The following is a 24,189-nucleotide window of genomic DNA, read 5'->3' on the forward strand; positions in this document are numbered from 1 at the left end:
CATGTCACAGAACGACGTACCCGATACCGAAGCACAGACCAACGCGGGCGGTGAGACACGGTCGGATCCGGACGATTCACTCGTTCGGACCGACGTTCGTGCTACCGGATCGACCGGACACGGCGGCTCCAACGAGACGGTTGTCGAGACCCGCGACCTCGACGTGTACTACGGGGACGAACGGGCGATCGACGACGTTTCGATGGAGATCCCCGAACACCAGGTGACCGCGTTGATCGGTCCCTCCGGCTGCGGCAAATCGACGTTCCTGCGGTGTGTCAACCGAATGAACGACCTCATCGACGTCGCCCGCGTCGAGGGAACTATCACGCTGCGCGGGACGGACATCTACGACAGCGACGTCGATCCGGTGGCGTTGCGCCGGAAGGTCGGGATGGTGTTTCAAAAGCCCAATCCCTTCCCGAAAAGCATCCGTGACAACGTCGCTTACGGGCTCGAAGTACAGGGACGAGACGTCACCGAGGACCGGATCGAGGAGTCCTTGCGCGCGGCGGCGCTTTGGGAGGAAGTCAAAGACCAACTCGACGAGTCGGGACTCGCGCTCTCGGGCGGCCAACAACAGCGGCTCTGTATCGCCCGAGCGATCGCACCCGATCCCGAGATCGTCCTGATGGACGAACCGACGTCGGCGCTCGACCCCGTCGCAGCCTCGAAGATCGAGGACCTCATCGACGAGTTGGTCGAAGACTATACCGTCGTCATCGTCACTCACAACATGCAGCAGGCCGCCCGGATCTCCGATAAGACGGCCGTCTTCCTCACCGGCGGGGAACTCGTCGAGTTCGACGACACCACGACGGTCTTCGAGAACCCCGACGACGACCGCGTCGAGGACTACATCACCGGCAAGTTCGGGTGACTATGGCACGAGTAGAGTACCAAGAGCAGTTAGACGACCTCCGCAGGAACGTCGTGGCGATGGGCGATACCGTCATCGACCGCTACGACGCGGCGCTGCGGGCTCTCGAGACGAAAGACGAATCGCTCGCCGAGGACGTCATCGACGGCGACGAGGAAATCAACGAACGGTATCTCGACCTCGAAAGCGACTGCATCGACCTGTTCGCGCTCCAACAGCCGGTCGCGAGCGATCTCCGCTTTGTCGCCTCGTCGTTCAAGATCATCACCGATCTCGAGCGGATCGGTGACCTGTCGGTCAACCTCGCCGAATACACCATCGCGGCCGAGCGCGAACGCTACCCGGAGATCGACCTCATCCACATCGGCACCGAAACCGGGGGGATGCTCATGGAGGCAATGGACGCCTACGAGGCCGGCGATCCCGAACTGGCGAGCGAGGTCGCCGAACGTGACGACGAGATCGATCACCTCTGTTCGGCGGCAAGCGACGCCGTCGTCGAGGATCTGATCCGGACGGACTACGGCGACGAGGCCGACGAGGTGATGGACGACGTCTCGAGGCTGCTTTTGACGGTCCGTGATCTCGAACGCGTCGGCGATCACGCGGTGAACATCTGTGCTCGGACGGTGTATATGATCGATAGCGACGCGGGGTTGATCTACTGACCATGGCCCGACCGATCGGCGACGGAAGCGGCCCGATAGAACGGAAAATACAGGTCACCGGTGGATCGACGTATACGGTTTCGATCCCGAAAGCGTGGGCGAACGCACGTGATATCGGCTCCGGCTCTCCGGTGTATCTATACCCTTTCGAGGATCGGCTGGTCGTCGCCCAACCGGACCGGGACGGGGTCATCAGGCACGCACGAATCAACGTCGAGGCCGTCGGGGAGGACGCGCTGTCCGAACAGATCGAAGCGGCCTACGCCGCCGGTGCCGACGAGGTCGTCGTGGAGTCCGACACCGGCTTCGATTCGACGGAACGGCGGATCGCGAGCGGCGCGATCACGAGCCTCGTTGGGATCGAGATTTCCTCCGAGACCGACCACGAGATCGTCGCACGGAGCCTGCTCGATCCATCGGAAGTCTCACTCGACGGGACGATCGACCAACTCCGGGGGATCGCGCTGTCGATGCACGAGAACGCAATCCGGGCCGTGATCGGGGCAGACGACGACAGCGAGGAGCTCGCCCGCCACGTCGTCTCGCGCGACGACGACGTCGACCGGCTGTTCGCCCTCGTCAGTCGCCAGTTCTACCGGGCGCTGACGGACGTCCGCGAGATCGATAAACTCGGGATCGACCGCCGGATCGCGTTCACCCGGTTCCGGACGGCCAGACAGCTGGAGCGGATCGCGGATCACGCCGAACTCATCGCCGACGTCGCTATCAGGCGGGACGGTCCGCCGGATCCGGATCTCGGCGACCGCTTCGAGGAGCTTGCGACCGACGCCAGACGGGTCGTCCGGGCGGCTCTGGACGGCAACACCGGTGAGGCGTTGATCCGTCGCGACGACGTCGTCGATCGTATCGAGGACCTCGATCGGGACCTCTATGGGGCGGATCGGGACGGAACGTACCTTCACGGGCGCGTGCTCGAAAGCGTGAGACGGACGGCCGAATACGGCGGGAACGTCGCCGAGATCGCGACGCTCGCCGGGATCGCAGAACGACAGTGAATCCGCACAAACCGGAACTCGACGACACCATCAAAACGACATGACAGACACGTACACACTCGGATTCGTCTGCGTACAGAACGCGGGCCGAAGCCAGATGGCGACGGCGTTCGCGGAGCGAGAACGGACGCGGCGCGGCCTCGAGGAAGCCGTCGAAATCGTGACCGGCGGCACGCATCCGGCGGAGTCGGTCCACGACGTCGTCGTCCGGGTCATGAACGGGACGGACACGGGGATCGACCTCTCCGATCGGACGCCCCGGAAGGTACCGTCCGAGGAGCTCGGAGCCTGCGACGTCGTCGCGACGATGGGCTGTTCGACGCTCGAACTCGACGCCGATGCGGACGTCGACGTCCGTGACTGGGCGCTCGACGACCCCGACGGGGCCGACCTCGACGAGGCCCGCCGGATCCGCGATACGGTACAAAAGCGCGTCGAGGACCTCTTCGACGAGGTCGAGGCCGACCTCGGGCATCGGTAGTGGATTTCGTGTGCCATGGTATAGTAGACATCGCAACTATGTACACATCGATCGCACTGCCGCCGTGCGATCGAGTGTATATTGTCTTCCAATCTCTACTATACTGACGGACAAAAGAATGTACACACGACGCACGAGGATCACGCCGCTCGACGGAGCGAACGGCGGATCACTCGTGAGTCGATTTTATTTGATTTCGGCCACCAGTATATATCCCCGGCGGAGGACCGAACAGTCCCACCGCCTCCCTCACCGGCGCACGAATCGCGTGCCATCGGGACCGCCGGCAGTCTCACCGAAGCCGTCGGGTAACTGCGAGTCCCTCTCCGAGCGGCAGGAGCGTCGTCTCGAACCCCTCGGCGGACCGGACGTGATCGAGATAGACCGCGATACCGCGGGCCGCCTCGGCGTGTGGATCGCCGGGTCGCCCGCCGTCGCCGCCGTCGACCAGTCTGTCGTACACCGCCTCGAACCCGTGAGGGCCTTCGATCGCGTTGTCGGCGACGACGAGGCCGCCGACGGAAAGCTTCGGGCGGATCGCCTCGAACGCCTCGACGTACCGGTGTTTTTCGTTGTCGATCAACGCGACGTCGAAGGGGCCCTCGTAGCCCTCGACGGTCTCGATCGCGTCCCCCAACTCGAACCGTGCCCGGTCGGCGTAGCCGCCCCGGTCGAGATACTCGCGGGCCGCATCGAGTTCGCCGGCGTCGACCTCGGTGAGGACGATCTCGCCGCAGTCGGCCATCCCGCCGAGGAACCAATAGGCCGAGTAGCCGAACCCGGAGCCGAACTCGAAGACCCGTTCGGCGTCGGCGAGGCCGGCGAGCGCCCGCAGCCACCCGCCGACGGCGGGTCCGACGGTGGGAAAGCCGGTCTCCTCGGCGCGTCGGTCCATCTCGGAGAGCACCGCGTCCGGTGCGGGGCCGACGGTCGCGGCGACGGCGTCGATGTCGTCGGGAACTGTCATGCGACCGGACCGAAGGGCCGTGAGGACATAAAAGCGGTATCTGCGGCTTCGAGGCGGCGGCTCCGGCCGCACGTCGTGCGGGACCGGTGGTCCCTCCGGGTATCCGAACGCCCCCGGCCCGTGCGGGGTGAGCGAGGTCGAAACACCGAGCGGCGGAGGGCGGGGGAGTTCATTTCGGCCACTTTATCGAACAGCCACGGGAGGGCAGAAACGTCTCCTCCGGCGTTTCACCCGCGAGGACGGCATCGATCGCATCGCGCATGTCGCCCCCCGGTTCGCCGGAGGGCTCGTCGTCGGGGGTCATCGCGTCGTCGAAGCGGCCGTGGTAAGCCAGCCGGAACGTGTCGTCGTCGTTTTCGAACAAGAACGGATCGGGCGTACAGACCGCACCGTAGGCCCGTGCGACGGCGGCCGTTCCGTCGCGAAGATACGCCGTGAGATCGACCTCGCCGCGCTCGACGCGCTCGACCATCTTCTCGAAGGAGTCCTCGGGGTACTCCCCGGCGTCGTTGGGGTTGATCCCGACGACGGCGACGCCGTCGTACTCCTCTGTGATCCCGTTCATCGTCTCGAACTTCGCCTGCACGTACGGGCAGTGATTGCACATGAACACGACGAGCAAGGCGTCGTGGTCGTCGAACGCCCCGAGACTGTAGGTCCGCCCGTCGGTCTCCCGCAGTTCGAACTCGGGGGCACGGTCGCCGTACTCCAGTTCGTCCGCGTCTGATTCGCGTGCCATGGGCGGTCTTTGCGCCCCTCGGAAAAAAACCATCCCTCGATCGGTCGGCCCATCCCCCCCCGTCGTCCGGAGGCGCCCGACCGCGTTCACCCCTCGAACGTCGTCAAAAAGACCGCCACGACCGCGAGGACGATGCCGGCGCCCTTCCGAACCGTCAGCGCTTCGTCGAGAACGACGATCCCGATGACCGAACTGGCGACCAAAAAGAGCCCGAAGATCGGGACGACGACGCTGACCGGCCCGCCCGCGAGCGCTCTGTAGTACGCGAGGATGCCGACGGTCAGACAGGCCCCGGCGGCGTACATGTACGGGGCCCGTTCGTGGGTCAGCGCCGAGAGGAAGGGCCGGTCGGTCGCGAGCACGAGCGTGAGCGTGCCGACCACGAGCATCCCGTTCGTCACCAATGCGACGGTGTCCGCCGGGAGTTCCTGCATCGCGACCTTCGTCAACGGTGCGACCGCGGCGTAGGCGACGAGCGCAACCAGCGCATACCAGAGGTACTGCATACGTCTCCCCGGAGGTACTGCATACGTATCACGTCAACGACGCGCGAAGATCGCTGTCGACGTTCTCACCGGTGCTTTCGAAACCGTCAAACCCGGTCACAGCCAACGCACACACATCAGATGACGCTCACGAAACGGATCATCCCGTGTATCGACGTCGATGTGGACGACGACGGGGAGGCAGCCGTCTACACCGGGGTCAACTTCGAGGACCTCGAGTACACCGGCGACCCCGTCGAACTCGCAAAAAAGTACAACGAGGCCGGCGCAGACGAGTTCGTCTTTCTCGACATCACCGCGTCGGCGGAGGGCCGGGAGACGATGCTCGACACCGTCTCGGCGGTGGCCGACGAGTGTTTCATCCCGCTGACCGTCGGCGGCGGCATCCGGACGACCCCCGACATCAAGGAGACGCTTCGGGCCGGCGCGGACAAGGTGTCTATCAATACCGGTGCGATCGAACGCCCCGAACTGATCGAGGAGGGTGCCGAGGCGTTCGGCAGTCAGTGTATCGTCATCTCCGTCGACGCCCGGCGGCGCTTCGACGAATCGGGCGAGTACTACGCCGAGGTGGACGGCGAATCATGCTGGTTCGAGTGTACCGTCAAGGGCGGCCGCGAGGGAACCGATATCGACGTCGTCGAGTGGGCTCGCGAGGCCGCAGGCCGGGGCGCGGGCGAGCTCTTCGTCAACTCGATCGATGCCGACGGGACCAAAGACGGCTACGACGTCCCGCTGACGAAGGCGGTCTGTGACAACGTCTCGACGCCCGTCATCGCCTCCTCGGGGTGTGGCTCCCCGAAACACATGGAGGAGGTGTTTACCGACGCCGGTGCGGACGCCGCCCTCGCCGCGTCGATCTTCCACTTCGAGGAGTACTCCGTCGACGAGGTCAAACGAACCCTCGACGAGCAGGGGATCCCCGTTCGGCTCTAGCGGTGTGGCGGCCGTGGGTTCGGCGAACAGAAGCTTTTATCCCGTCGGGAGCGTCGGTGCGGGCACCAAGATGGCGGTGTACGTACGCCGGTGAAATGGCAGTGTGCATGGTGTGGCCGGGAATACGACTCCGAGGACCCGCCCTGTGGGACCTGCGGACACGAGGTGTTCGAACCGGTCTCTGCGGGATCGGCTTCCCCGTTCGAGAGCGGATCACTCGTGTGGGTCTGTACGAACTGCGGACGCGAACACGTCAAACACTCGCCGCCGTGTTCGCGCTGTGGGAACCACGTCCTCGAGAAGCGCGAGGCCGGCAGCGCCGACCTGAGCGAGGACGTCTCGATCCCCGGTTACCTCTCCGTCGGCAAGCCGTACCTGTTCGGCATCGTCGCCGTCCTCGTGTTGGTCGGGCTCGTCCTCGCGGGCGTCGTTCCGCTTCCGGGCCTCACGGGGCCGCCGGCCCCTCCGGACGCGCCGGGCGATGCGGATACGAGCGCGGGACTCGACCTCGCCGTCGTCGAAGCGGAACTCCACGGGAGTCTCGACGCCGAACGAGCGGCGGCCGGGAGCGCCCAGCGGGCACGCGGTGACGGTCTCGACGCGTTCGCCGAGTACGCGACCCGCCACCGTGTCGCCGACCGATACGACCCCGAGTACGACGGGACGGTTCCCGATTTCGGAGCGTTCGATCCCCAGTGTGGTACCTCCCCGACGTTCGGAATCGCGGAGCCGGACGTCGATATCACTGCGTACGACGGCGAGTCGGCCGTGGCCGAGGCGCTCGCCGATCGGCTGCTGTCGAACGGGGACGTCCGCGAGGCCGCCCTCGACGATCGCAGGGCCGAGGGAATCGATGTCCACGTCGGGCCGGACGGGACGGTGTTCGTCGGCTATCTCGCCTGTTGACCGGTCGGTCGCCGGCCGTATTCGAAAGTACGTCCGGCGGTATCAGGCCGCGGATTCGAAGGATTCGGCGAAGGCGTCGGCTTTCGTCTTTACACCGGCCGCCCCGGCCTCGAGGGCGTCGAGCGGGTCGATGCTGCCGTCCGTTTTGAGCGTAACGACGGGGTCGGTCTGGCCACCCGACTGTTCGGGGTTCATATCGTAGGTCGCGGTCGTGACGCCGTCGACTTCGAGCAGTGCCCCCTTCAGGACGTTCATGAAGGTGTGGTCCTCGCCTTGTACTTCGATCGACAGTTCCGTCTCCAGGTTCTCGATGACACGGAGGTCCATTACCGGACGGTACGCGTATCGGCCGTATGAGCGTTACGGAGCCTCGGTGACAGACCGACTCCTCGGACACGCTCTCTCCTGACACGTTTCCCCTTGATACGCCCCGATGATCAGGTGCCGTCCGGGGGTAGCCGACGCGAGCCGCCCTTTGTGTATAGTATTGTAAATTTCACCCAAAACTATTATACCGCCGCGGGCGCTACTCCGAAGCGATGAGTTCCAAAGCAGAACCCGTCCCGACCGAACCGATCCACCTGAGCGACGACGGCGATCTCGACGATGTGGTATCGACGTACGACGTCGTCCTCGCCGACTTCTACGCCGACTGGTGTGGTCCGTGTCAGATGATGGAGCCGGCGATCGAGTCGGTCGCGGCCGACACCGACGCCGCCGTCGTGAAAGTCGACGTCGACCGGTTTCAGGGGCTCGCCTCCCAGTTCGGCGTCCAGGGGATCCCCGCGCTGTTCCTCTTTGCCGACGGCGAGAACGTCGAACAGCTCGTCGGGATGAAATCCGAAGAACAGCTCTCGAACGTGATCGATCGCTACACCGAGTGACGTCCCCCCCCCCCCGCCGTGACCGGCCGATCCACGCGGTCTTGACGGAGGCTGACCCCGACGCGCTCGAGCGAACACTACGGCCGCTACAGTGACTCATACGATGACCGATACAACGTCCGGGACGACCCGAGTCTGGATGGTCGAACGGACCTACTCCGACGACGAACAGAACCTGATCATCATCACCTACGCGACGCCCGATGGTCGCCGGGACTTCCGCAAGGAGCGCGCGCTGACGAGCTTCACCGGGACGCGACGGGAGACGCCGGTCAGCCTCGACGTCGATCCCTCGGATCTCGGCGTCGTCGAGGATCCCGACCGGCGCGAGCGGTACGCGGCCGAGGCCGATCGGATGGCCGAAAAACACGACCCCGGCGATCCGTTGTAACGGGGGATCGGCGAGTACCGATCCGGCTCGATACGCGCCGATACCCGACGACAGTCCCCGTCAGTCGTCCGCCGCGGTCGGCTCCGACCCATCGGTCGCGGCGACGTCCTCGATACTCGGCGGATACTTGCCCCGTTCGAGTTTGAGATCCGACTGTGGGCGCGCCATGCACGTCAGCGCATACGACTCTCGCTCCTCCTCCGTCAACGCCCGTGCGGCTGGCTGGGCGACCTCGCCCTCGATAATCTCGGCCGAGCACGCCAGGCACATCCCGACGCGGCAGGAGTACTCCTGTGCGATGCCCTCCTCGATACAGCGTTTGAGGATCGTCTGTTTGTCCGAGACCGTGATCGCCTCGCCGGTCCCGACGAACTCGACGGTGTACTCTGTCATACCGATGGGTTAGACCAACCCGGACAAAACTCTTTACCTCCGGGTGTGGCCTCTCGCGCCGTCGGGTCCGGATAACGTGGCCTCGGTCGTTCGCGCTCTCCGTCATAGCGTGGTCTCGGTCGTTCGCGCTCTCCGTCAGCCTCATACCCCACCTGGACGTTCCACGAACATGGATCTAGAGGCGTACTGGGGGATCGGCCCGAAGACCCGGGAGACGCTCGAATCGTCCATCGGGACCGAGGCCGCCGTCGAGGCCATCGAGGCAGGGAACGTGCGGCGACTCGTCGAGGCCGGGGTCGATCGGAGCCGCGTGACGCGCGTGCTCAGACACGCTCGAAGCGCCGACGGGATGGCGCTTTTGGCGACGCGGGACGCCCGACTCGTTTATAAAGACCTCCTCGATTCGATCGCCGACCACGCCGTGAGCGAGGCGGCAGCCGATCGGCTCCGGACGCTGACCCCGCTTGCCGACCAAGCCGAAATGAGTGCCCACCTCGATGCCGTCGAACGTGGCCGGGACGGATGGGAACGGCTCGATGACGACGCCCGGACGGCAGTCCTCGACGCCTTCGAGCGTTACGACGGCGCGCCCGACGGTCGGATCGCAGCCGTCGAAACGGCGATCGAACTGTCGGAACGCGACGTCGTCGGGGAGGAGGCGGCCTCCGAAGACGGTGGCCGATCCGTCTTCGATCCGATCGCCGCCCTCGATACCGGTGCGCTGGCTGAAGCGGCGGTCGCGCTCGACGCGCTCGGCGATGGCCGGATCGACCGCGGGGCGGACGACGAACTCGACCGACTGCGGGACGCCCGCGAGTCCGTCGACCGACTCTCGGCGAACGCCGAGGGGGTTCTCGAGGAACTGCGATCGGAGGGCGTCGGCGACACCGCGGCGTTCCGGGAGGGACTCGTCGAGTACCTCCGCCGGGAGACCACGGTCGACCCGGCCCGGGTCCGATCGTCGATGGCCGAGGACGCCGTCGACGCCTCGGGGTTTCTCACCCAGACGCTCCGAGCGCTCCGCTCCGATCTGGAGGCGGCGATCGAGGAGCGATCGATCGACGTTCGTGCCGATCTGGAGGCGGCGATCGAGGCGGCGGGTGAGGACGTCGACCGGGCCGGCGGCGCGGTGACGACGGTCGCACGTGAGCTCTCTTTGGGACGGTTTGCGGCGGCCTACGACCTCCGGCGACCCCGATACGCCGACGCCGACGGCCTCGCGGCCGTCGACGCCCGAAGCCTCTCGTTGCTCGAGGCCGACGCCGACATCCAGCCGATCACATACGCCGTCGGCGAGCACGGCCTCGATGCCCCCACCGGCGAACGGGTGACGGTACTTACGGGGGCCAACAGCGGCGGGAAGACGACGCTGTTGGAGACGCTGTGTGAGATAACCGTCCTCGCACACATGGGACTGCCCGTTCCCGCGGCGGCCGCCGAGGTGTCCGTTCTCGATCGGCTCGTCTTTCATCGCCGGCACGCGAGTTTCAACGCCGGCGTCCTCGAGTCGACGCTGCAGTCGGTCGTCCCGCCGCTGGTTTCGGGCGACCGGACCCTCATGCTCGTCGACGAGTTCGAGGCGATCACCGAACCGGGACGGGCCGCGGACCTACTCGGCGGACTCGTCCGACTCTCGATCGCCGAGAGCGCGATCGGCACGTTCGTGACGCACCTCGCGAACGACCTCGAACCGCTGCCGGACGCGGCGCGGACCGACGGGATCTTCGCCCGCGGGCTGACGGAGTCGCTGGAACTGGAGGTGGACTATCAGCCGCGGTTCGGCGAGGTCGGCCGCTCGACGCCCGAGTTCATCGTCTCGCGGCTCGTCGCGAACGCCGACGACCGCGCCGAAGAGGCGGGGTTCCGGACCCTCGCCGAGGCCGTCGACACCGACATGATCCAGCGGACGCTATCGGATGCCGAGTGGACGGCGCTCGGTTCCTCGGAGTGAGGGCAGTGAGTGCGGGTGGGGTGCCGTGAGTGCGGGTGGGGTGCCGTGAGTGCGGGTGGGAGGGCAGTGAGTGCGGGTGGGGTGCCGTGAGTGCGGGTGGGAGGGCAGTGAGTGCGGGTGGGGTGCCGTGAGTGCGGGTGGGAGGGCAGTGAGTGCGGCAGCCGATACCGTTTTATTCCCGTCCGGTGTGGTGGGCGTCATGTCATCGTCCAACGAGTCCGTCGAAATCGAGGTCACCTTCGACGAGGGGCTCCTCGAACGGATGGATCGGCTCCGCCTCTCGCCGGGCTACGAGAGCCGATCCGACGTCGTGACCGCGGCCCTCGATGCCGTCGGGGAGTGACGCTGCCGATCCGGACGGACGGCGCTGCCGAGACGGTAGGCATTTCTTCGGCCCGACGTACCGGCACGTATGGACAGAAAACGGGCGATGACGAGCGTCGATCTCGCCGCCCTCGTCGGGGAGTTACGGGAGTACACCGGCGCAGTCGTCGACAAGGCATACCTCTACGGCGACGACTTCGTCCGGCTGAAGATGCGCGATTACGACCGCGGGCGGATCGAACTCGTGATCGAGACGGGCGATCCCAAGCGGGCCCACGTCGCCGTCCCGGAGCACGTCGCCGACGCGCCGGGGCGGCCGCCGAATTTCGCGATGATGCTCAGAAACCGGATCGCGGGTGCGAACTTCGAGGGTGTCGAACAGTACGGCTTCGACCGCATCCTCACGTTCCGGTTCGAGCGTGAGGACGCAACGACACTCGTCGTCGCCGAGCTGTTCGGCGACGGCAACGTCGCCGTGATGAACGAGGACAGAGAGGTCATCGACTGTCTGGACACCGTCCGGCTGACTTCCCGGACGGTTGCGCCGGGGTCACAATACGGCTACCCGGACGAGCGTTTCAGCCCCCTCGACTGTGACTACGAGGCCTTCGCCGCGCGGATGGCGGAGTCGGACACCGATCTCGTCCGGACGCTCGCCACGCAACTCAACTTCGGCGGGCTCTACGCCGAGGAGCTGTGTACCCGCGCCGGCGTCGAGAAGACGATGGACATCGAGGGGGCGACCGAGAAACAATACGAGGCGCTGTTCGGCGCGCTTGAGCGCCTTCGGGAGCCGATCCTCGAGGGCCGAACCGATCCTCGGCTCTACGAGACCGACGACGGTGACGTCGTCGACGCGACGCCGCTTCCCCTGCGGGAACACGAGGCCAAGGGCTACGATGCGACCGCCTTCGAGAGTTTCAACGGCGCGATCGACGAGTACTTTTACCGGCTCGAAACCGAGTCCGAGGCGGACGAACAGGCCGGAGCCGGGAGCGACCGCCCCGACTTCGAATCCGAGATCGCAAAATACGAGCGGATCATAGAACAACAGGAGGGGGCCATCGAGACGTACGACGAGCAAGCCGACGAGGAGCAACGGAAGGCGGAGTCGCTGTACGGCAACTACGACCTGGTCGACGATATCTGCTCGACGGTTCGCGAGGCTCGCGAGGACGGGGTCCCGTGGGACGAAATCGAGGCGACGTTCCGGGCCGGGGCCGAGCAGGGCATCGAGGCGGCCGAGGCGGTCGTCTCCGTCGACGGCGCGGCAGGAACGGTAACCGTCGACCTCGGCGACGGCTCCATCGAGTTGGATCCGATGGTCGGCGTCGAAAAGAACGCCGATCGCCTCTACACCGAGGCAAAACGCGTCCGAGAGAAAAAACAGGGCGCACAGGCCGCGATCGAGGACACCCGTGCGGATCTCGCCGACGTCGAGCGCCGCCGCGAGGCGTGGGAGGCCGACGACGAGGGCGAAGACGACGGGGGTGAAAGCGAGGACGTCGAGACGGACTACACCGCCATGTCGTCGGTGCCGGTCAGATACGACGAGCAGTGGCACGAGCGGTTCCGGTGGTTCCGGACGAGCGACGGCTTTCTGGTACTGGGCGGGCGAAACGCCGACCAAAACGAGGAACTCGTCAAAAAGTACATGGATCCCTCTGATCGGTTCTTCCACGCGCAGGCGCACGGAGCACCGGTTACGGTGCTGAAAGCGACGGAGCCGGACGAACCCGCCCGCGACGTCGACATCCCGGACCGGAGCAAACGCGAGGCCGCCCAGTTTGCGGTGTCGTACTCCTCGGTCTGGAAGGACGGCGCGTTCGAGGGGGACGTCTACGAGGTCGATGCCGACCAGGTGTCGAAGACCCCGGAAAGCGGCGAGTACATCGAGAAGGGAAGTTTCGTCATCCGGGGCGATCGGGACTACTACCGCGACGTGTCGGTCGGCGTCTCGATCGGGATCAAATGCGAACCTGATACCCGCGTCATCGGGGGGCCGCCGTCGGCGATCGATCCCGTCGCGGAGACGTCGATCCGCATCGAACCCGGACAGTACGCCCAAAACGACGTCGCAAAACGGCTCTATCGGGCGTTCCGCGAGCGGTTCACCGACACGAGCTTCGTCCGCAAGGTCGCAAGCCCCGACCGTATCCAGGAGTTCTGTCCCCCCGGCGGGAGCCGGATGATAGAGAAGTGAGACGGCCGTATCGTCCGGTCGGCCGCCTCCACGGGATATAAACGCACCCGACACGTTGATGTCGGTATGTTCCGGGAGGCGATCGATTACCCGACACAACGCCCCGAAGGTGGTCGTTCGGTCATCGTCGGCGGGCTCGTTCTCGTCGTCATCATGGCCTCCCTCGGTGTCGCCGGGCTCGATACGCCCTACGCGTATCTCGCCGCCGTGGCCCTCTTGCCGTGGCTCCTCGTCCGGGGATATTACGTCCGCGTCGTACGGACGACGATCGGGCGCGACCAGCCCACGCCGCCTCGGTTCGGCGACGTCCGACGTCTGCTCCGTGACGGCGTGGTGGCGGTCGGCATCTCGGCTGTCTACCTGTCGCCGGGGATCGTGGTCCTCGGGCCGCTGGCGGTCTCACAGGCACTCGGCGCTGACTTTCCGACGCGTCTGACCGACGTCGGGATTCCGGAGAACGCCACCGCGGTTGCGGTACCGATCGTGGGGCTTCTCGCCGTACTCGCGCTCATGTACGTCATCGGCGCGCTCTACGTTCTCCCCGTCGCGGTCGCACGGTTCGCCTACACCGATCGGCCCGGTGCCGCCTTCGAGATCCGGCCCGTCGTTTCCGGGGCCGTGACCGAGGACTACGCCACCGCGTGGGGCATCTCCGTCGCGTTACGAGTGTTCGTGCTCCCGTTTACCTACCTGCTTCGGCTCCTCCTCGTCGGGTTCTTCTTGCAGTTCATGATCGCTACCAGCGTCCGGTACTGCTACGGGCAGGGCGTGGGGGCCGCACTCGATCTCGATCCGGTCCCCGCCACACACGAGCGGAGCGACCCCGACGACTGGGCGCTCCGATCCGCCGTCGAACGGGTCCCGTCCGACGACGGGGCGTTCGGAAGCCGGCGTCGGCGACCCCTGACCGGGGGCCGAGAGCTTACGCCCGCGGTACGGCGGGTGGCGGGCGGCGATTCCAGGGGGGCCCCCGAGGCTGAGACGGATGCGGACCCGACATCGGATGCGGACCCGACATCGGATGCGGACCCGACATCGGATGCGGACCCGACATCGGAGACGTTCGGCGGCGGTTTCCGGCCCGCCGTCGATCCGGATCGGACCGGGAGCGAGAGCGAACGCGGGACCCGGAGTGAACACGAGGATGACGACGACTGAGACTGTCGGCTGGCCCCGTTGGACGACACGCACGCGCCGGTGTCGTGGTATCCTCATACTGCCGGACGTGCCGACTTGAATCGCGGGCCACTCGACACGCACGTTCGACCGGCAGTTCGGACATGTACCGAGTCGGACGTTCACGAACGGACGTCCGGCAGTATCAGAGCCAGGGAGCGCGGTCGCCGTCCGGGACGCCGGGCGAGCCGTCCTCCTCGACGCCGTCGTCGAGCAACGGCTCGCCGTCCGCGTCGGCGGCGTCTGGGCCGCCGTCGGTCGCCGGAGCCTCGCCGCCCCCGTCTGCGGGACCGGGGAGGTCGATCGCACCCTCGGGGTTGAACGCCAGGAGGCCGGTGAGCGCGAGGACGATGAGCGCCAGCGGCTCCTCGCCCGTGATCGGGCCGACCTCGAGGATCGTCAAGGGGAGTACGCCCAGCGCAACGGCGCTCCCGAAGCGGAACCGATCGATATCGACGTTGCCGCGCAGCCACGGGCCGAGCAGGGCGACCGCGAGCGCGAACCCGACGCCGATGATCGCCGCGCCGGTTCCGTAGAGGACGTACACGGGCTCGGAGATGATCGCGAGCTCGAAGCCGTTCGGCCGGAAACTGGCGACCAGCCCGAGCGCGATGATGACGCTCGGGTTCGGGAGGTATTCGCCGATGGTGGCGCTGGCGGTCTTGGCCGCGATCGCGAGGATGACCAGGGCGGCGAAGCGCTCGAAGATCGCCATCGACAACAGCGACTCGATGGTCGGGGCGATGGCCGCCTGGATCGCGGCGAGCGGGACGACGAGCGCCCCGACGAGCAGGATGTTCCGGACGCGCTCTCGGCGGCTGCCCTCCATCTCGGCGAGGACGACAGCGAGCGTCGCGCTGCCGCCGAAGATGAGCAGCCCGACCTCGACCATACCGAGGAGCGACGACACTGCCCCCGCGAGGACGAGAGCCGCGAAGATCCCGTCCAGAAGCGGCAGCGCCATGACGGTGGCGAGCAACCGGGTTCCCTCGCCGACGCGTCGCTCGAGGCGTAACGCGACCGGATGTCGTGACGTACTCATCCGTCAGGCCGGGAGCCCCTCACCGTAGGATCGGCGGTGACGATGGCGATACCCTCCGGGACGGTCGCGTCCGAACCCGAACCCGAACTCGAACCGTTTGAGGGTATTCTCCGCGTTCTTGTTCCGCATCGCAGCTGTAAATGTGGCGCCGGTGGGGAGGGCGTACTCGCCGGCGGTACACTGTGCGATGGGACTTGCGGAGTCCATACCGAGGTATTCGGGTGTGTCTTGCATAAATGTTGTGTGAGTCGAGGGCACATGCGAACGACGAACGACCACTATGATGGTTGGGGAGTCGGCGGACCGTCCGAAAACGAACGTCGTTGGCCACGATCGTCCGTTCGTCCGCCGATCACGGTTTCGATGCCGGCGATACCGTGCCGTCCGTACACGCCCGGCGATACCGTGCCGTCCGTACCCACGGACCCGTTCTCTCGCAACGCTTTTGCATCGCGGCTTCCCACCGTTTACATGGCGAGCGAGGAACCCTTCTCAGAGAAGCTCCGTGTACCCGAGGCGTTGACGTTCGACGACGTGTTGCTCCGTCCCAAGGAGAGTCGCGTCGAGCCAGACGACGCCGACATGGCGACCCGTGTCTCGACGAACGTCACGCTGAATCTGCCCGTCCTCTCGGCGGCGATGGACACCGTCACCGAGGCCGACTTGGCGATCGAGATGGCCCGTCAGGGCGGCCTCGGCGTCCTCCACCGCAACATGACCGTCGAGGAGACCGCAGCACAGGTCGAACAGATCAAACGCGCCGACGAACTCATCATTCGCGACGTCGTCACCGCCGATCCGGACCAGACCGTCCGCGAGGTCGACGCGATGATGGAGCGGGAGGGCGTCTCGGGGGCTCCCGTCGTCGACGACGACGACGACGTCGTATTGGGGATCATCTCCGGCACCGACATTCGCCCGTATCTGGAAGTCGGCGAGTACGACGCGGTCCGCGAGGCGATGACCGACGAGGTCGTCACCACGAGCGATGACGTGACGCCGCGGGAAGCCCTCGAACTGATGTACGAACACAAAATCGAGCGGGTGCCGATCGTCGACGGGGAGAACCGCCTGACGGGGCTCATCACGATGGCGGGCGTGCTCGCGCGGCGCGAACACGACAACGCGGCCCGCGACGGGGACGGCGCGTTGGTCGCCGGCGTCGCGGTCGGCCCCTTCGAGACGGACCGTGCCCGGGCGGCCGACGAGGCCGGCGCGGACGTCGTCTTCATCGACTGTGCACACGCCCACAACCTCGACGTCATCGACTCTGCTCGCGAGATCGAGGCCGACGTGGACGCCGACGTCGTCGTCGGCAACGTCGGGACGCGCGAGGCGGCCGAGGAGATCGTCGACTTCGCCGACGGCATCAAGGTCGGGATCGGTCCCGGATCGATCTGTACCACCCGGATCGTCTCCGGATCGGGGATGCCACAGATCACCGCTATCGCGGAGGTCGCCGACGTCGCATCGCGACACGGCGTCCCGGTGATCGCCGACGGCGGGATCCGATACTCCGGCGACGCGATCAAGGCTATCGCCGCGGGTGCCGACGCGGTCATGCTCGGATCGTACTTCGCCGGTACCGACGAGGCCCCCGGCCGTGTCATCACCATGAACGGCAAACGCTACAAGCAGTACCGCGGGATGGGTTCGGTCGGCGCGATGAACGACGGCGGCGGCGACCGCTATCTCAAGGAAGAAGACGAGGACGAGGAGTTCGTTCCCGAGGGCGTCGAGGCGGCGAAGCCGTACAAGGGGCCGCTCGCCTCCGAACTCCACCAGCTCGTCGGCGGGATGCAGTCGGGCATGGGCTACGTCGGCGCGGAAACCATCCCGGCGTTCAAAGAGCGAAGCGAGTTCGTCCGGGTCTCCTCGGCCGGCCAGACCGAGAGCCACGCCCACGACGTCGTGATCACGGACGAGGCACCGAACTACAGCCCCGACAGCTAAGGCCGTTCCGGCCCCTTCCGCGGGGATATTAAACGCCGCTCCCGTATTCTGCGGTATGTCCGGCACCATCGTCCCGCTGGTCGCCGCCTTCGAGTGGCTCTTCGGTACCTTCGGGCCGTTCTTGATCCCGGCGACGCTTTTCGTTCTCGGTGCCGTGGGATATCTCGTCCTCTATGTGATCGAACGCGCTCGGAGCGACGACTGGTCCGGCGGTGGACGGTGATACGGCCGGCGACCCCGAGCGTACGCGGTGTGACCCCGAGCGTACGCGGTGTGACCCCGAGCGTACGCGGTGTGACGTTCGGAGACACACACCGGTGACGGTGAGTCCACGTTCGGGAATGAGGAAACGAATTATATCCGTCCGGATCGATCGTGGGATATGAACGACGACGCGATGGGCCGGTTTCCGGTCCCCGATCGGGAGGAACTCCCCGACGACGTTCGCGAGCGAATCGACGAGGAGGCCGAGCGGGCCGGCTTCACCCCGAACGTCTTCTCGGCGTTCGCGTACAAGCCGAGTCACTTCCGGGCATTTTTCGCCTATCACGACGCGCTGACGCAGGATACGGCCCTGGAGCGTGCGGAGATCGAAATGATCGTCGTCACGGTGTCCGGCATCAACGACTGTCTGTACTGTGTCGTCGCCCACGGGGCCTTACTCCGGATATTCGCCGACGCCCCGAAGCTCGCGGACCAACTGGCGACGAACTACCGGGCGGCGGACCTTTCGGGGCCTCACCGCGAGATGCTGGATTTCGCCGCGAAGCTCACCGAGACGCCCGACAAAGTCGACGGGACGGATTTCGACCGGCTGCGGGAGGCGGGCTTTTCGGCCGAGGCGATCTGGGATATCGCCGGCGTCGTGGCCTTTTTCAATCTCTCGAACCGGATGGCGATACTCACCGACATGCGGCCCAACGATCGGTTCTATACGATGGGCCGCGGCGAAACCGGGGGCACGTAGCCGGAGATCCCGATACTGCCGGCCGTAGCTTCGTGACGGTGTTCGCCACCCCTGACGGCGAGGTCCGTGACAGACGCACAGCCGGCAGTGTGGACCGCGCTCCGACGCCGGGTACACGGACGGGGCGTTCGTCGATTTCGACGACGAAGCGCGGTCCCGGCGTCGTCGAGCGGTTCGTCCAGTCCACCGTACGAAGCCGGCAAGCAGGTCTGGGGGACGCCGACCGGCCACCCGTCGGTGAGCGGTACGCGACCGTCCGTATCGTGGAGACGCCGGAGGAGCCGACACCAACACGGGAGCGCTACCGAGCACTCCCAACCGCTCTATACACCTCCTAGAAGCGTTTAGAAGGAAGCATGCCGTCCACCCACGTGATGGCTGATCAACGACAGCCGACGGCGAGGACCCGTACCGAACCGGTACGCCACCCTATCTGTACCGATCCAACGACGCCGCTTGTGGTCACCTGCTACGTCCGGGGCGACGTCACGGCTCCGAGCCGTCGCCAGATCGAGGCCGTCCGCCGGCGACTGGAGACGCTCGGGGAGACGTCGCTCGTGGCGGATGTTCGGGTTCGACAGTGGCCTCCCCGTCGACACGCGACCGGAGCGGGAGCCGACATCACGACGTGCGATGCGCTCGTCGAGCGCTTCGAGCAGTGGGCCGACGACTCGGCGTACTCGCTTCGGCCCGCGATCCGCCGCCGGAGCGCGTCGCAGTCGCTGCTGGAGGACGACCCGTCCGCTCCCGGGGTCTGTGTCCCGGTCATGCTGTTGGAACTGGAGTACGCCGAGCGCGAGACGTCCGGGCCGGCGGGTGTCATCCCCTATACGGTCCCGACTGATTCCGGCGACGCGATCACGTATACCGTCAGCGACTGGCTGGCGGCGGCCGAGGGTGCGACCGACGTCGGGGTCGGGGACTCCCGCCGCGGCGAGTACGAACGGGTTCCCCAGCGAGCGTAGTCTCGACGCCGATCGGGAACCGAGGCCGCCGCCACACATTTATTACACGGGTATGTCAACTTGGGACATGGATCTGTACGTCGCCCACCCCGACGACGTCGGCGCGATCCGGGAGATCGCGCGGACATCGTGGGAGCACGACTATCCGGACATCCTGAGCCGCGAGAGCGTCGAGGCGGCCATCAACGGCTGGTACGGTCACGATCGGTTGCGCGAGGAACTCGAAGATCCCTGGACGCACATCTACGTCGCGACCGCGGACGATGCGGGAGAGGGGGCCGGAACCCACGGAATCGCTGGCTTCGCCCACGCCGTTCTCGACGGGGACGAGGGGCACCTCCTGCGGATCTACGTCTCCCCCGACGCACGACGGAACGGGATCGGGAAGGCGCTCTTCGATCGGGTCCACCACGAGCTGGGTCGACACGACATCGATCGGCTCAACGCGATGGTGCTCGCCGACAACGAGTTGGGCAACGAGTTCTACGCGGACCGCGGCCTCGTACTCGCCGAGCGGGCCGAAACGACGGTCGGCGAGGAAACGTTCGAGGAGAACACCTATTCGCTGGATCTCACCTAGGGGCCGGGGCGAATCGTCCGCCCACCGAAGCGCCGATTCCGCCGCGGAGGGGCCGTTCGTCCCCGGCCGTGACGCATGTGGGCATCGGCGATACGGACCATACCAGGGCTACTCGAAGATCTCCGCGCCGCGTCCGATCGCCGTCTGGTAGGCGCGGGCGTCGACGCCGACGGCGTCGAAGGCGTCGAGCATCGTCGCCGCAATGGACCGTCGGTCGCGCTCGCGGCAGGCCGCGATCACCGCGGGTCCGGCCCCCGAGATCGTCACACCCGTCGCCCCGGCCTCGAAGGCGGCAGACCGGACCGACTCATAGCCCGTAATCAGGTCCGCACGGACGGGGCTGACGATCGAATCGTCCATACCGCGCCCGACGAGTTCGGGATCGCCACGGGCCATTCCGATGGCCAACGTCGCGGCGTTTCCGACGACCTCGACGACGTCTTCCAGCCGCGCTCCGTCGGGAACGACGCCCCTTGCGTCCCGCGTCGAGACGACGATCTCCGGCAGACAGGTGACGAGCGGTATCGACGCGTCGACTGCCGTCACCCCGTCCGGGCGGGCGATGGTGAACCCGCCCATGATCGAGGGGGCGACGTTGTCGGCGTGGGCGGCCCCCGAGACGACCGCCTCCCCCTCGGCGGCGATCGGGACGAGTTCCTCGCGCGTCAGGCCGCGGCCGTACAGGTCGTTTAGTCCGACCGCGGCGGCCGCGGCCGACGCCGCCGAGGAGCCGAGTCCGGAGGCCGGCCGGACGCCCTTGTCGATCTGGATGTGGGCCGGGGCCTCGAGCGCCTCGGCGACCGCGCCGACGGTGTTCTTTTCGGGATCCTCGGGGATGTACTGGCTCCCGACGCCGGTCACTTCTATCGTGGTGCGGTCGGCCTTTTCGATACGAACGACGTCCGCCGGTCGACCGAGTGCCGCGCCGAAGACGTCGAAGCCACTCCCCAGGTTCGCACTCGTCGCGGGGGCCCGCACCGTAACCATGTAGCCCCGTTCCATTCGCCCCGGAATAAAACCCGACCTTTCGCTCCGCGTCGTCGCCCCGATAGCCCATACAGCCGGGCAGACACGTACCGCATCTGGCGTGTGTCCAACATCCCCGTAGATACGGGACGCATCAGGACCGTCGAGGAGGCTCACCGTGTCGTTACGGTATCCCGCGGCCGAACAGTCACGTTTTTTGCTTCTGGTTCCCGGTACTGTGGTATGGCTACGAACACCACCTCGAACGGGGGGTCCGAAGCGAGAACGTTTCCGGCGGCACTGCCGGTCGAGATCCCGTATCGGAGCCGACTGAGTTGGGAACTCGGGACGCGCGTCGTCGGCGGTACCGAGACGGAGCTGTTGAGCCGCTGGCGCTCCGAGGACGGCTGGGCGCTCGCCGTTTTCCGGGCCACCAGCGAAACGCTCATCATCCGGTTTCAGACCCCTGCCGGCCGGGAGTTGTTCTACGGTACGGAGGCGTCGGTGCGTTCGACCGTCCGGACGCGGCTCGAGGCACGGCCAGCCTGGCGGCGGGCGGATCGACGTGACGAACCGGCCGATCAAAACGACACGTAGCCGAGAGAGGTGGCGAGTGGCCGAACGGGCGTGTGGCGGTGGGACCGGCGTCTCCGATGCGCATGAAAAGAGCCAACAGCCGCGGCGTCGATTCCCCGGTATGATCGGCATCGTCGGCGGCGGCCTCGCCGGACTCGCCGCCGCCTACCGCCTCCAGCGGGCGGGCCACGACGTTCGGGTATTCGAGGCCGCCGCCGAGCCGGGCGGCCTCGCCGCGAGCTACGAGACCGCAGGCGACCGCGTCGAATCGTACTATCACCACCTCTCGAAGTCCGAGGAGACGATCGTCGAGTTGGCCGCGGAGCTCGGCGTCGGCGAGCGGATCGAGTGGCGCGTCGGTAAGAACGCCTACTACGTCGACGGCGTCTCTCACCCCCTCGATACGCCCTGGGAGATCGCAGCCTACCCGCACCTGTCGCTCTACGATAAGATCCGGCTTACGGCCCTGACGCTCGGAATCGACGTCCGCGGCGGCCGTCCGCGGCGGGACACCTACGACGACATCGAAGCGTTCGAGGACGTCCCCGTCACGGAGTTCCTGTTGGAACACACCACCCGCGGCGTCTACGAGTACTTTTTCGAACCGCTCTTGGACGCCAAGTTCGGCGACAGAACGGAGGATATTTCGGCGGCGTGGCTGCTCGGCCGCATCAAGTTCCGGGGCGAACGGGACCTCCTCCGGGGCGAGATCCTGGGCTATCTCGACGGCGGATTCGCCGTCCTCGTCGATGCGCTGGTAGAGGCGGTCGGACGGGATCGAATCGACACGGAGACGGCCGTCACGGAGCTATCGTTTTCCGGAGGTGACAGCGGGACCGTCACCGACGGCGGCGCCAGCGCCGGGGACCGTATCGCACCCCAGGCAGACGGCGACTCGACGCCGTCGGTCACGTCGTTGACGACCCAGCGTCGCGGCGAGGGGGGGTCCGGGACACACGACGTCGACAGCGTCGTCGTCGCGACGATGCCGGACGTCCTCGAATCGCTAACCGGCTACGGGTGCGACGTCGACTTCCAGGGATCGATCTGTGCGCTCGTCTCGATGTCCGAGCCGCTTTTGGATACCTACTGGCTGAACATCGCCGACGATGCCCCGTTCGGGGCGTTGATTGAGCATACGAACTTCGTCCCCCCGGAGCGATACGGCGGCGAACACCTGTTGTACGTCGCAAGCTACGTCCAAGGGCCGACGGACGACCTGTGGCAACGGGACGACGACGGGATCGAATCGCTGTGGCTCGAGGGGATCGAGTCGCTGTTCCCCGAGTTCGACCCCGACGCCGTCACCGACGTTCGGATCTCACGAAACCCGAAGACCGCCCCCGTCTACGAGCGGGGGTATCTGGACATGGTCGTCCCCTACGATCTCGCGTCAGCCGGCCACCCCGGAGTGTATTACGCCGGCATGGCCTCGCGGGCGCAGTACCCCGAACGGAGTCTCAACGGTGCGATCGAGGCGGGCTATGCGGCCGCCGATCGGATCCTGGATCGGTAGGGGCCGTCGCCACCCGATCGTCGGGTATCGCTGACGGTCTCGGACGGACCGTCTTCCTCGGGTCCCGGCGAACGCCGATCCGGCCTGACGCTCGCTGATACGTTGCTGTAACGGCCCGTCTTAAATCCGGTCGTACTCCCGTCGGAACGTTTCGAGCGTCGCCGCTAACACGCCGATGACGATCGGGCCGACGAACAGCCCGGTGAAGCCGACGGAGTAGACCCCGCCCGCGACGCCGATGAGGATCACACCCGGATTCAGCCCCGCCTGCTGGTCGATGAGGATCGGGCGCGCGTAGTTGTCGAAGAGGCTGACGACGATGACGCCGTAGACGGCCAACAGTACCCCCGCGGTCACCTCGTCGATGACGACGAGATAGGCGGATGCGGGTCCCCACACGAGAAACGAGCCGATGAGCGGCAACAGCGAGAGCACCGCCATGACGAACGTCCAAAACACCGCGTTCGGGATGCCGGCGACCCAGAGGCCGACGCCGGCGATGAGCGCCTGTACCAGCGCCACGACGATGTGGCCGATGACGACGCCCCAGGTCGTCGCGTCGATCTTCGAGACCAGATCCTCGACGACGTGCGGCGGCAGCGGAACGGTGTCCTTGCCCCACTCGACGAACGCCGGGCCGTCGCGCAACAGATAATAGAGCAAAAACAACATGAGCGCAATCCCGATCCCGGCCTGGAGGGCGAATCTGAAAACGCCGGTATAGCCGTCGAAGAGCACGCGGATGAGTTGATCGCCGGCCGTCGCGAGCAGATCCGTGAGCTCGATGTCGACCTCCTGGCCGAGGAGGTCGGAGAGCCGACGCTCGATCGCCTCGGTATCGAGGTCGATGTCGCCGGCCGCGATCGCCCGGAGGTCGCCGACGAACACCGAAATGATGTACACGAGCGGGACGATGACCGCGATAATCGTCGCGAAAATGAGGCTCAGTGCCGACGCGGCCCCGCCGATGTGTGCCTCGAGACGTCGGTGTAGCGGGTAGAGCACGTACCCCAAGAGCAAGGACGCTACGACGTATTCGAGAAACGGCACGACGATGAGAAGCGTCACCACGGAGACGAGCGCGATGACGAGGAGGAGGAACGCCTGCCCGCGGTTCATACAGCCCCGTCGCCGCGGGGATTAAAAAGGCTACGGGGAGCCGAGGGCCGTCTAGCTCGCGCCCTTGGAGTCCCCGTCGTCGAC

At 66.4% G+C, this 24,189-nt stretch carries 28 protein-coding genes; 19 read left to right on the forward strand and 9 right to left on the reverse strand.

Annotated features, from left to right (window positions below; translation table 11 throughout):
- The first annotated feature begins 1 nt into the window (after nucleotide 1).
- From pstB to HZR14_RS01665, 4 genes are read left to right on the forward strand one after another with little or no spacing between them, the layout of a single operon-like run.
- Nucleotides 2-880 (forward strand): phosphate ABC transporter ATP-binding protein PstB, encoded by an 879-nt coding sequence (pstB, locus tag HZR14_RS01650; RefSeq protein ID WP_181691132.1) that lies wholly within the window; start codon nucleotides 2-4, stop codon nucleotides 878-880.
- 2 nt (nucleotides 881-882) lie between these two features.
- The gene (gene phoU / locus HZR14_RS01655; protein ID WP_181691133.1) at nucleotides 883-1,548 is read left to right on the forward strand and encodes a phosphate signaling complex protein PhoU; all 666 of its coding nucleotides are present in this window, start codon (nucleotides 883-885) and stop codon (nucleotides 1,546-1,548) included.
- Nucleotides 1,549-1,550: 2 nt separating this feature from the next.
- Complete coding sequence (locus HZR14_RS01660; protein WP_181691134.1) at nucleotides 1,551-2,564, forward strand: phosphate signaling complex PhoU family protein; 1,014 nt, start codon at nucleotides 1,551-1,553, stop codon at nucleotides 2,562-2,564.
- A gap of 40 nt (nucleotides 2,565-2,604) precedes the next feature.
- Nucleotides 2,605-3,045 (forward strand): arsenate-mycothiol transferase ArsC, encoded by a 441-nt coding sequence (locus HZR14_RS01665; RefSeq protein ID WP_181691135.1) that lies wholly within the window; start codon nucleotides 2,605-2,607, stop codon nucleotides 3,043-3,045.
- Between the two features lie 292 nt (nucleotides 3,046-3,337).
- Here HZR14_RS01665 and HZR14_RS01670 read toward each other — a convergent pair whose 3' ends face one another.
- The 3 genes from HZR14_RS01670 to HZR14_RS01680 form a co-directional block, all read right to left on the reverse strand.
- Entirely contained in the window at nucleotides 3,338-4,012 is a 675-nt protein-coding gene (locus HZR14_RS01670) for an O-methyltransferase (RefSeq protein ID WP_181691136.1), read from the reverse strand.
- Between the two features lie 169 nt (nucleotides 4,013-4,181).
- Nucleotides 4,182-4,751 (reverse strand): thioredoxin family protein, encoded by a 570-nt coding sequence (locus tag HZR14_RS01675; RefSeq protein WP_181691137.1) that lies wholly within the window; start codon nucleotides 4,749-4,751, stop codon nucleotides 4,182-4,184.
- A gap of 86 nt (nucleotides 4,752-4,837) precedes the next feature.
- Complete coding sequence (locus HZR14_RS01680; RefSeq protein ID WP_181691138.1) at nucleotides 4,838-5,257, reverse strand: EamA family transporter; 420 nt, start codon at nucleotides 5,255-5,257, stop codon at nucleotides 4,838-4,840.
- 120 nt (nucleotides 5,258-5,377) lie between these two features.
- On the opposite strand from HZR14_RS01680, the gene hisF reads away from it, so the two are divergent.
- Both hisF and HZR14_RS01690 read left to right on the forward strand, forming a co-directional pair.
- The gene (hisF, locus tag HZR14_RS01685; RefSeq protein ID WP_181691139.1) at nucleotides 5,378-6,193 is read left to right on the forward strand and encodes an imidazole glycerol phosphate synthase subunit HisF; all 816 of its coding nucleotides are present in this window, start codon (nucleotides 5,378-5,380) and stop codon (nucleotides 6,191-6,193) included.
- 90 nt (nucleotides 6,194-6,283) lie between these two features.
- Nucleotides 6,284-7,099: a hypothetical protein gene (locus HZR14_RS01690; RefSeq protein WP_181691140.1), complete on the forward strand. Its 816-nt coding sequence runs from the start codon at nucleotides 6,284-6,286 to the stop codon at nucleotides 7,097-7,099.
- A 42-nt stretch (nucleotides 7,100-7,141) separates the two neighbouring features.
- On the opposite strand, the gene HZR14_RS01695 is transcribed toward HZR14_RS01690, so the two are convergent.
- Complete coding sequence (locus HZR14_RS01695; protein ID WP_181691141.1) at nucleotides 7,142-7,426, reverse strand: DNA-directed RNA polymerase subunit L; 285 nt, start codon at nucleotides 7,424-7,426, stop codon at nucleotides 7,142-7,144.
- A 212-nt stretch (nucleotides 7,427-7,638) separates the two neighbouring features.
- Between HZR14_RS01695 and HZR14_RS01700 the strand changes: the two genes are divergently transcribed.
- A complete protein-coding gene (locus HZR14_RS01700) occupies nucleotides 7,639-7,983 on the forward strand; it encodes a thioredoxin family protein (RefSeq protein ID WP_181691142.1) in 345 nt (114 codons plus the stop codon).
- Between the two features lie 103 nt (nucleotides 7,984-8,086).
- Nucleotides 8,087-8,374, forward strand: a complete 288-nt coding sequence (locus HZR14_RS01705) for a DUF7967 family protein (protein WP_181691143.1) — start codon at nucleotides 8,087-8,089, stop codon at nucleotides 8,372-8,374.
- Between the two features lie 60 nt (nucleotides 8,375-8,434).
- On the opposite strand, the gene HZR14_RS01710 is transcribed toward HZR14_RS01705, so the two are convergent.
- Nucleotides 8,435-8,767: a 2Fe-2S iron-sulfur cluster-binding protein gene (locus HZR14_RS01710; RefSeq protein ID WP_181691144.1), complete on the reverse strand. Its 333-nt coding sequence runs from the start codon at nucleotides 8,765-8,767 to the stop codon at nucleotides 8,435-8,437.
- Nucleotides 8,768-8,936: 169 nt separating this feature from the next.
- Between HZR14_RS01710 and HZR14_RS01715 the strand changes: the two genes are divergently transcribed.
- The 4 genes from HZR14_RS01715 (at nucleotide 8,937) to HZR14_RS01730 (ending at nucleotide 14,403) form a co-directional block, all read left to right on the forward strand.
- The gene (locus tag HZR14_RS01715) at nucleotides 8,937-10,718 is read left to right on the forward strand and encodes a MutS-related protein (RefSeq protein ID WP_181691145.1); all 1,782 of its coding nucleotides are present in this window, start codon (nucleotides 8,937-8,939) and stop codon (nucleotides 10,716-10,718) included.
- 199 nt (nucleotides 10,719-10,917) lie between these two features.
- Nucleotides 10,918-11,061, forward strand: coding sequence for a ribbon-helix-helix domain-containing protein (locus tag HZR14_RS01720; RefSeq protein WP_181691146.1), 144 nt, complete (start codon nucleotides 10,918-10,920; stop codon nucleotides 11,059-11,061).
- Between the two features lie 69 nt (nucleotides 11,062-11,130).
- A complete protein-coding gene (rqcH, locus tag HZR14_RS01725; RefSeq protein ID WP_181691147.1) occupies nucleotides 11,131-13,245 on the forward strand; it encodes a ribosome rescue protein RqcH in 2,115 nt (704 codons plus the stop codon).
- 66 nt (nucleotides 13,246-13,311) lie between these two features.
- Nucleotides 13,312-14,403 (forward strand): DUF4013 domain-containing protein, encoded by a 1,092-nt coding sequence (locus HZR14_RS01730; protein ID WP_181691148.1) that lies wholly within the window; start codon nucleotides 13,312-13,314, stop codon nucleotides 14,401-14,403.
- Between the two features lie 163 nt (nucleotides 14,404-14,566).
- Here HZR14_RS01730 and HZR14_RS01735 read toward each other — a convergent pair whose 3' ends face one another.
- Both HZR14_RS01735 and HZR14_RS01740 read right to left on the reverse strand, forming a co-directional pair.
- The gene (locus HZR14_RS01735; RefSeq protein WP_181691149.1) at nucleotides 14,567-15,463 is read right to left on the reverse strand and encodes a DUF5794 domain-containing protein; all 897 of its coding nucleotides are present in this window, start codon (nucleotides 15,461-15,463) and stop codon (nucleotides 14,567-14,569) included.
- 3 nt (nucleotides 15,464-15,466) lie between these two features.
- On the reverse strand, nucleotides 15,467-15,670 hold the full coding sequence (locus tag HZR14_RS01740; protein ID WP_181691150.1) for a DUF8099 family protein: 204 nt from the start codon (nucleotides 15,668-15,670) through the stop codon (nucleotides 15,467-15,469).
- 264 nt (nucleotides 15,671-15,934) lie between these two features.
- Here HZR14_RS01740 and guaB point away from each other — a divergent pair, with 264 nt between their 5' ends.
- From guaB to HZR14_RS01765, 5 genes are all read left to right on the forward strand, one after another.
- Nucleotides 15,935-17,416: an IMP dehydrogenase gene (gene guaB / locus HZR14_RS01745; protein WP_181691151.1), complete on the forward strand. Its 1,482-nt coding sequence runs from the start codon at nucleotides 15,935-15,937 to the stop codon at nucleotides 17,414-17,416.
- Nucleotides 17,417-17,471: 55 nt separating this feature from the next.
- Nucleotides 17,472-17,639, forward strand: a complete 168-nt coding sequence (locus HZR14_RS01750) for a hypothetical protein (protein ID WP_181691152.1) — start codon at nucleotides 17,472-17,474, stop codon at nucleotides 17,637-17,639.
- Nucleotides 17,640-17,798: 159 nt separating this feature from the next.
- Nucleotides 17,799-18,383 carry a peroxidase-related enzyme gene (locus tag HZR14_RS01755; protein ID WP_181691153.1) on the forward strand — a complete coding sequence of 195 codons (585 nt, stop codon included), beginning with the start codon at nucleotides 17,799-17,801 and terminating at the stop codon, nucleotides 18,381-18,383.
- A 374-nt stretch (nucleotides 18,384-18,757) separates the two neighbouring features.
- Nucleotides 18,758-19,348 carry an HTH domain-containing protein gene (locus HZR14_RS01760; RefSeq protein WP_181691154.1) on the forward strand — a complete coding sequence of 197 codons (591 nt, stop codon included), beginning with the start codon at nucleotides 18,758-18,760 and terminating at the stop codon, nucleotides 19,346-19,348.
- A gap of 67 nt (nucleotides 19,349-19,415) precedes the next feature.
- Nucleotides 19,416-19,928 carry a GNAT family N-acetyltransferase gene (locus tag HZR14_RS01765; RefSeq protein ID WP_181691155.1) on the forward strand — a complete coding sequence of 171 codons (513 nt, stop codon included), beginning with the start codon at nucleotides 19,416-19,418 and terminating at the stop codon, nucleotides 19,926-19,928.
- Between the two features lie 108 nt (nucleotides 19,929-20,036).
- Here HZR14_RS01765 and HZR14_RS01770 read toward each other — a convergent pair whose 3' ends face one another.
- Nucleotides 20,037-20,915 (reverse strand): homoserine kinase, encoded by an 879-nt coding sequence (locus HZR14_RS01770; RefSeq protein ID WP_181691156.1) that lies wholly within the window; start codon nucleotides 20,913-20,915, stop codon nucleotides 20,037-20,039.
- A gap of 222 nt (nucleotides 20,916-21,137) precedes the next feature.
- Here HZR14_RS01770 and HZR14_RS01775 point away from each other — a divergent pair, with 222 nt between their 5' ends.
- Both HZR14_RS01775 and HZR14_RS01780 read left to right on the forward strand, forming a co-directional pair.
- Entirely contained in the window at nucleotides 21,138-21,491 is a 354-nt protein-coding gene (locus tag HZR14_RS01775) for a hypothetical protein (RefSeq protein ID WP_181691157.1), read from the forward strand.
- 100 nt (nucleotides 21,492-21,591) lie between these two features.
- Nucleotides 21,592-22,986 (forward strand): NAD(P)/FAD-dependent oxidoreductase, encoded by a 1,395-nt coding sequence (locus HZR14_RS01780; RefSeq protein WP_181691158.1) that lies wholly within the window; start codon nucleotides 21,592-21,594, stop codon nucleotides 22,984-22,986.
- Nucleotides 22,987-23,106: 120 nt separating this feature from the next.
- Here HZR14_RS01780 and HZR14_RS01785 read toward each other — a convergent pair whose 3' ends face one another.
- Nucleotides 23,107-24,105 carry an AI-2E family transporter gene (locus tag HZR14_RS01785; RefSeq protein ID WP_181691159.1) on the reverse strand — a complete coding sequence of 333 codons (999 nt, stop codon included), beginning with the start codon at nucleotides 24,103-24,105 and terminating at the stop codon, nucleotides 23,107-23,109.
- Between the last annotated feature and the right edge of the window lie 84 nt (nucleotides 24,106-24,189).

Source organism: Natronomonas salinimetallica (assembly GCF_013839515.1).
Lineage (GTDB): Archaea > Halobacteriota > Halobacteria > Halobacteriales > Haloarculaceae > Natronomonas.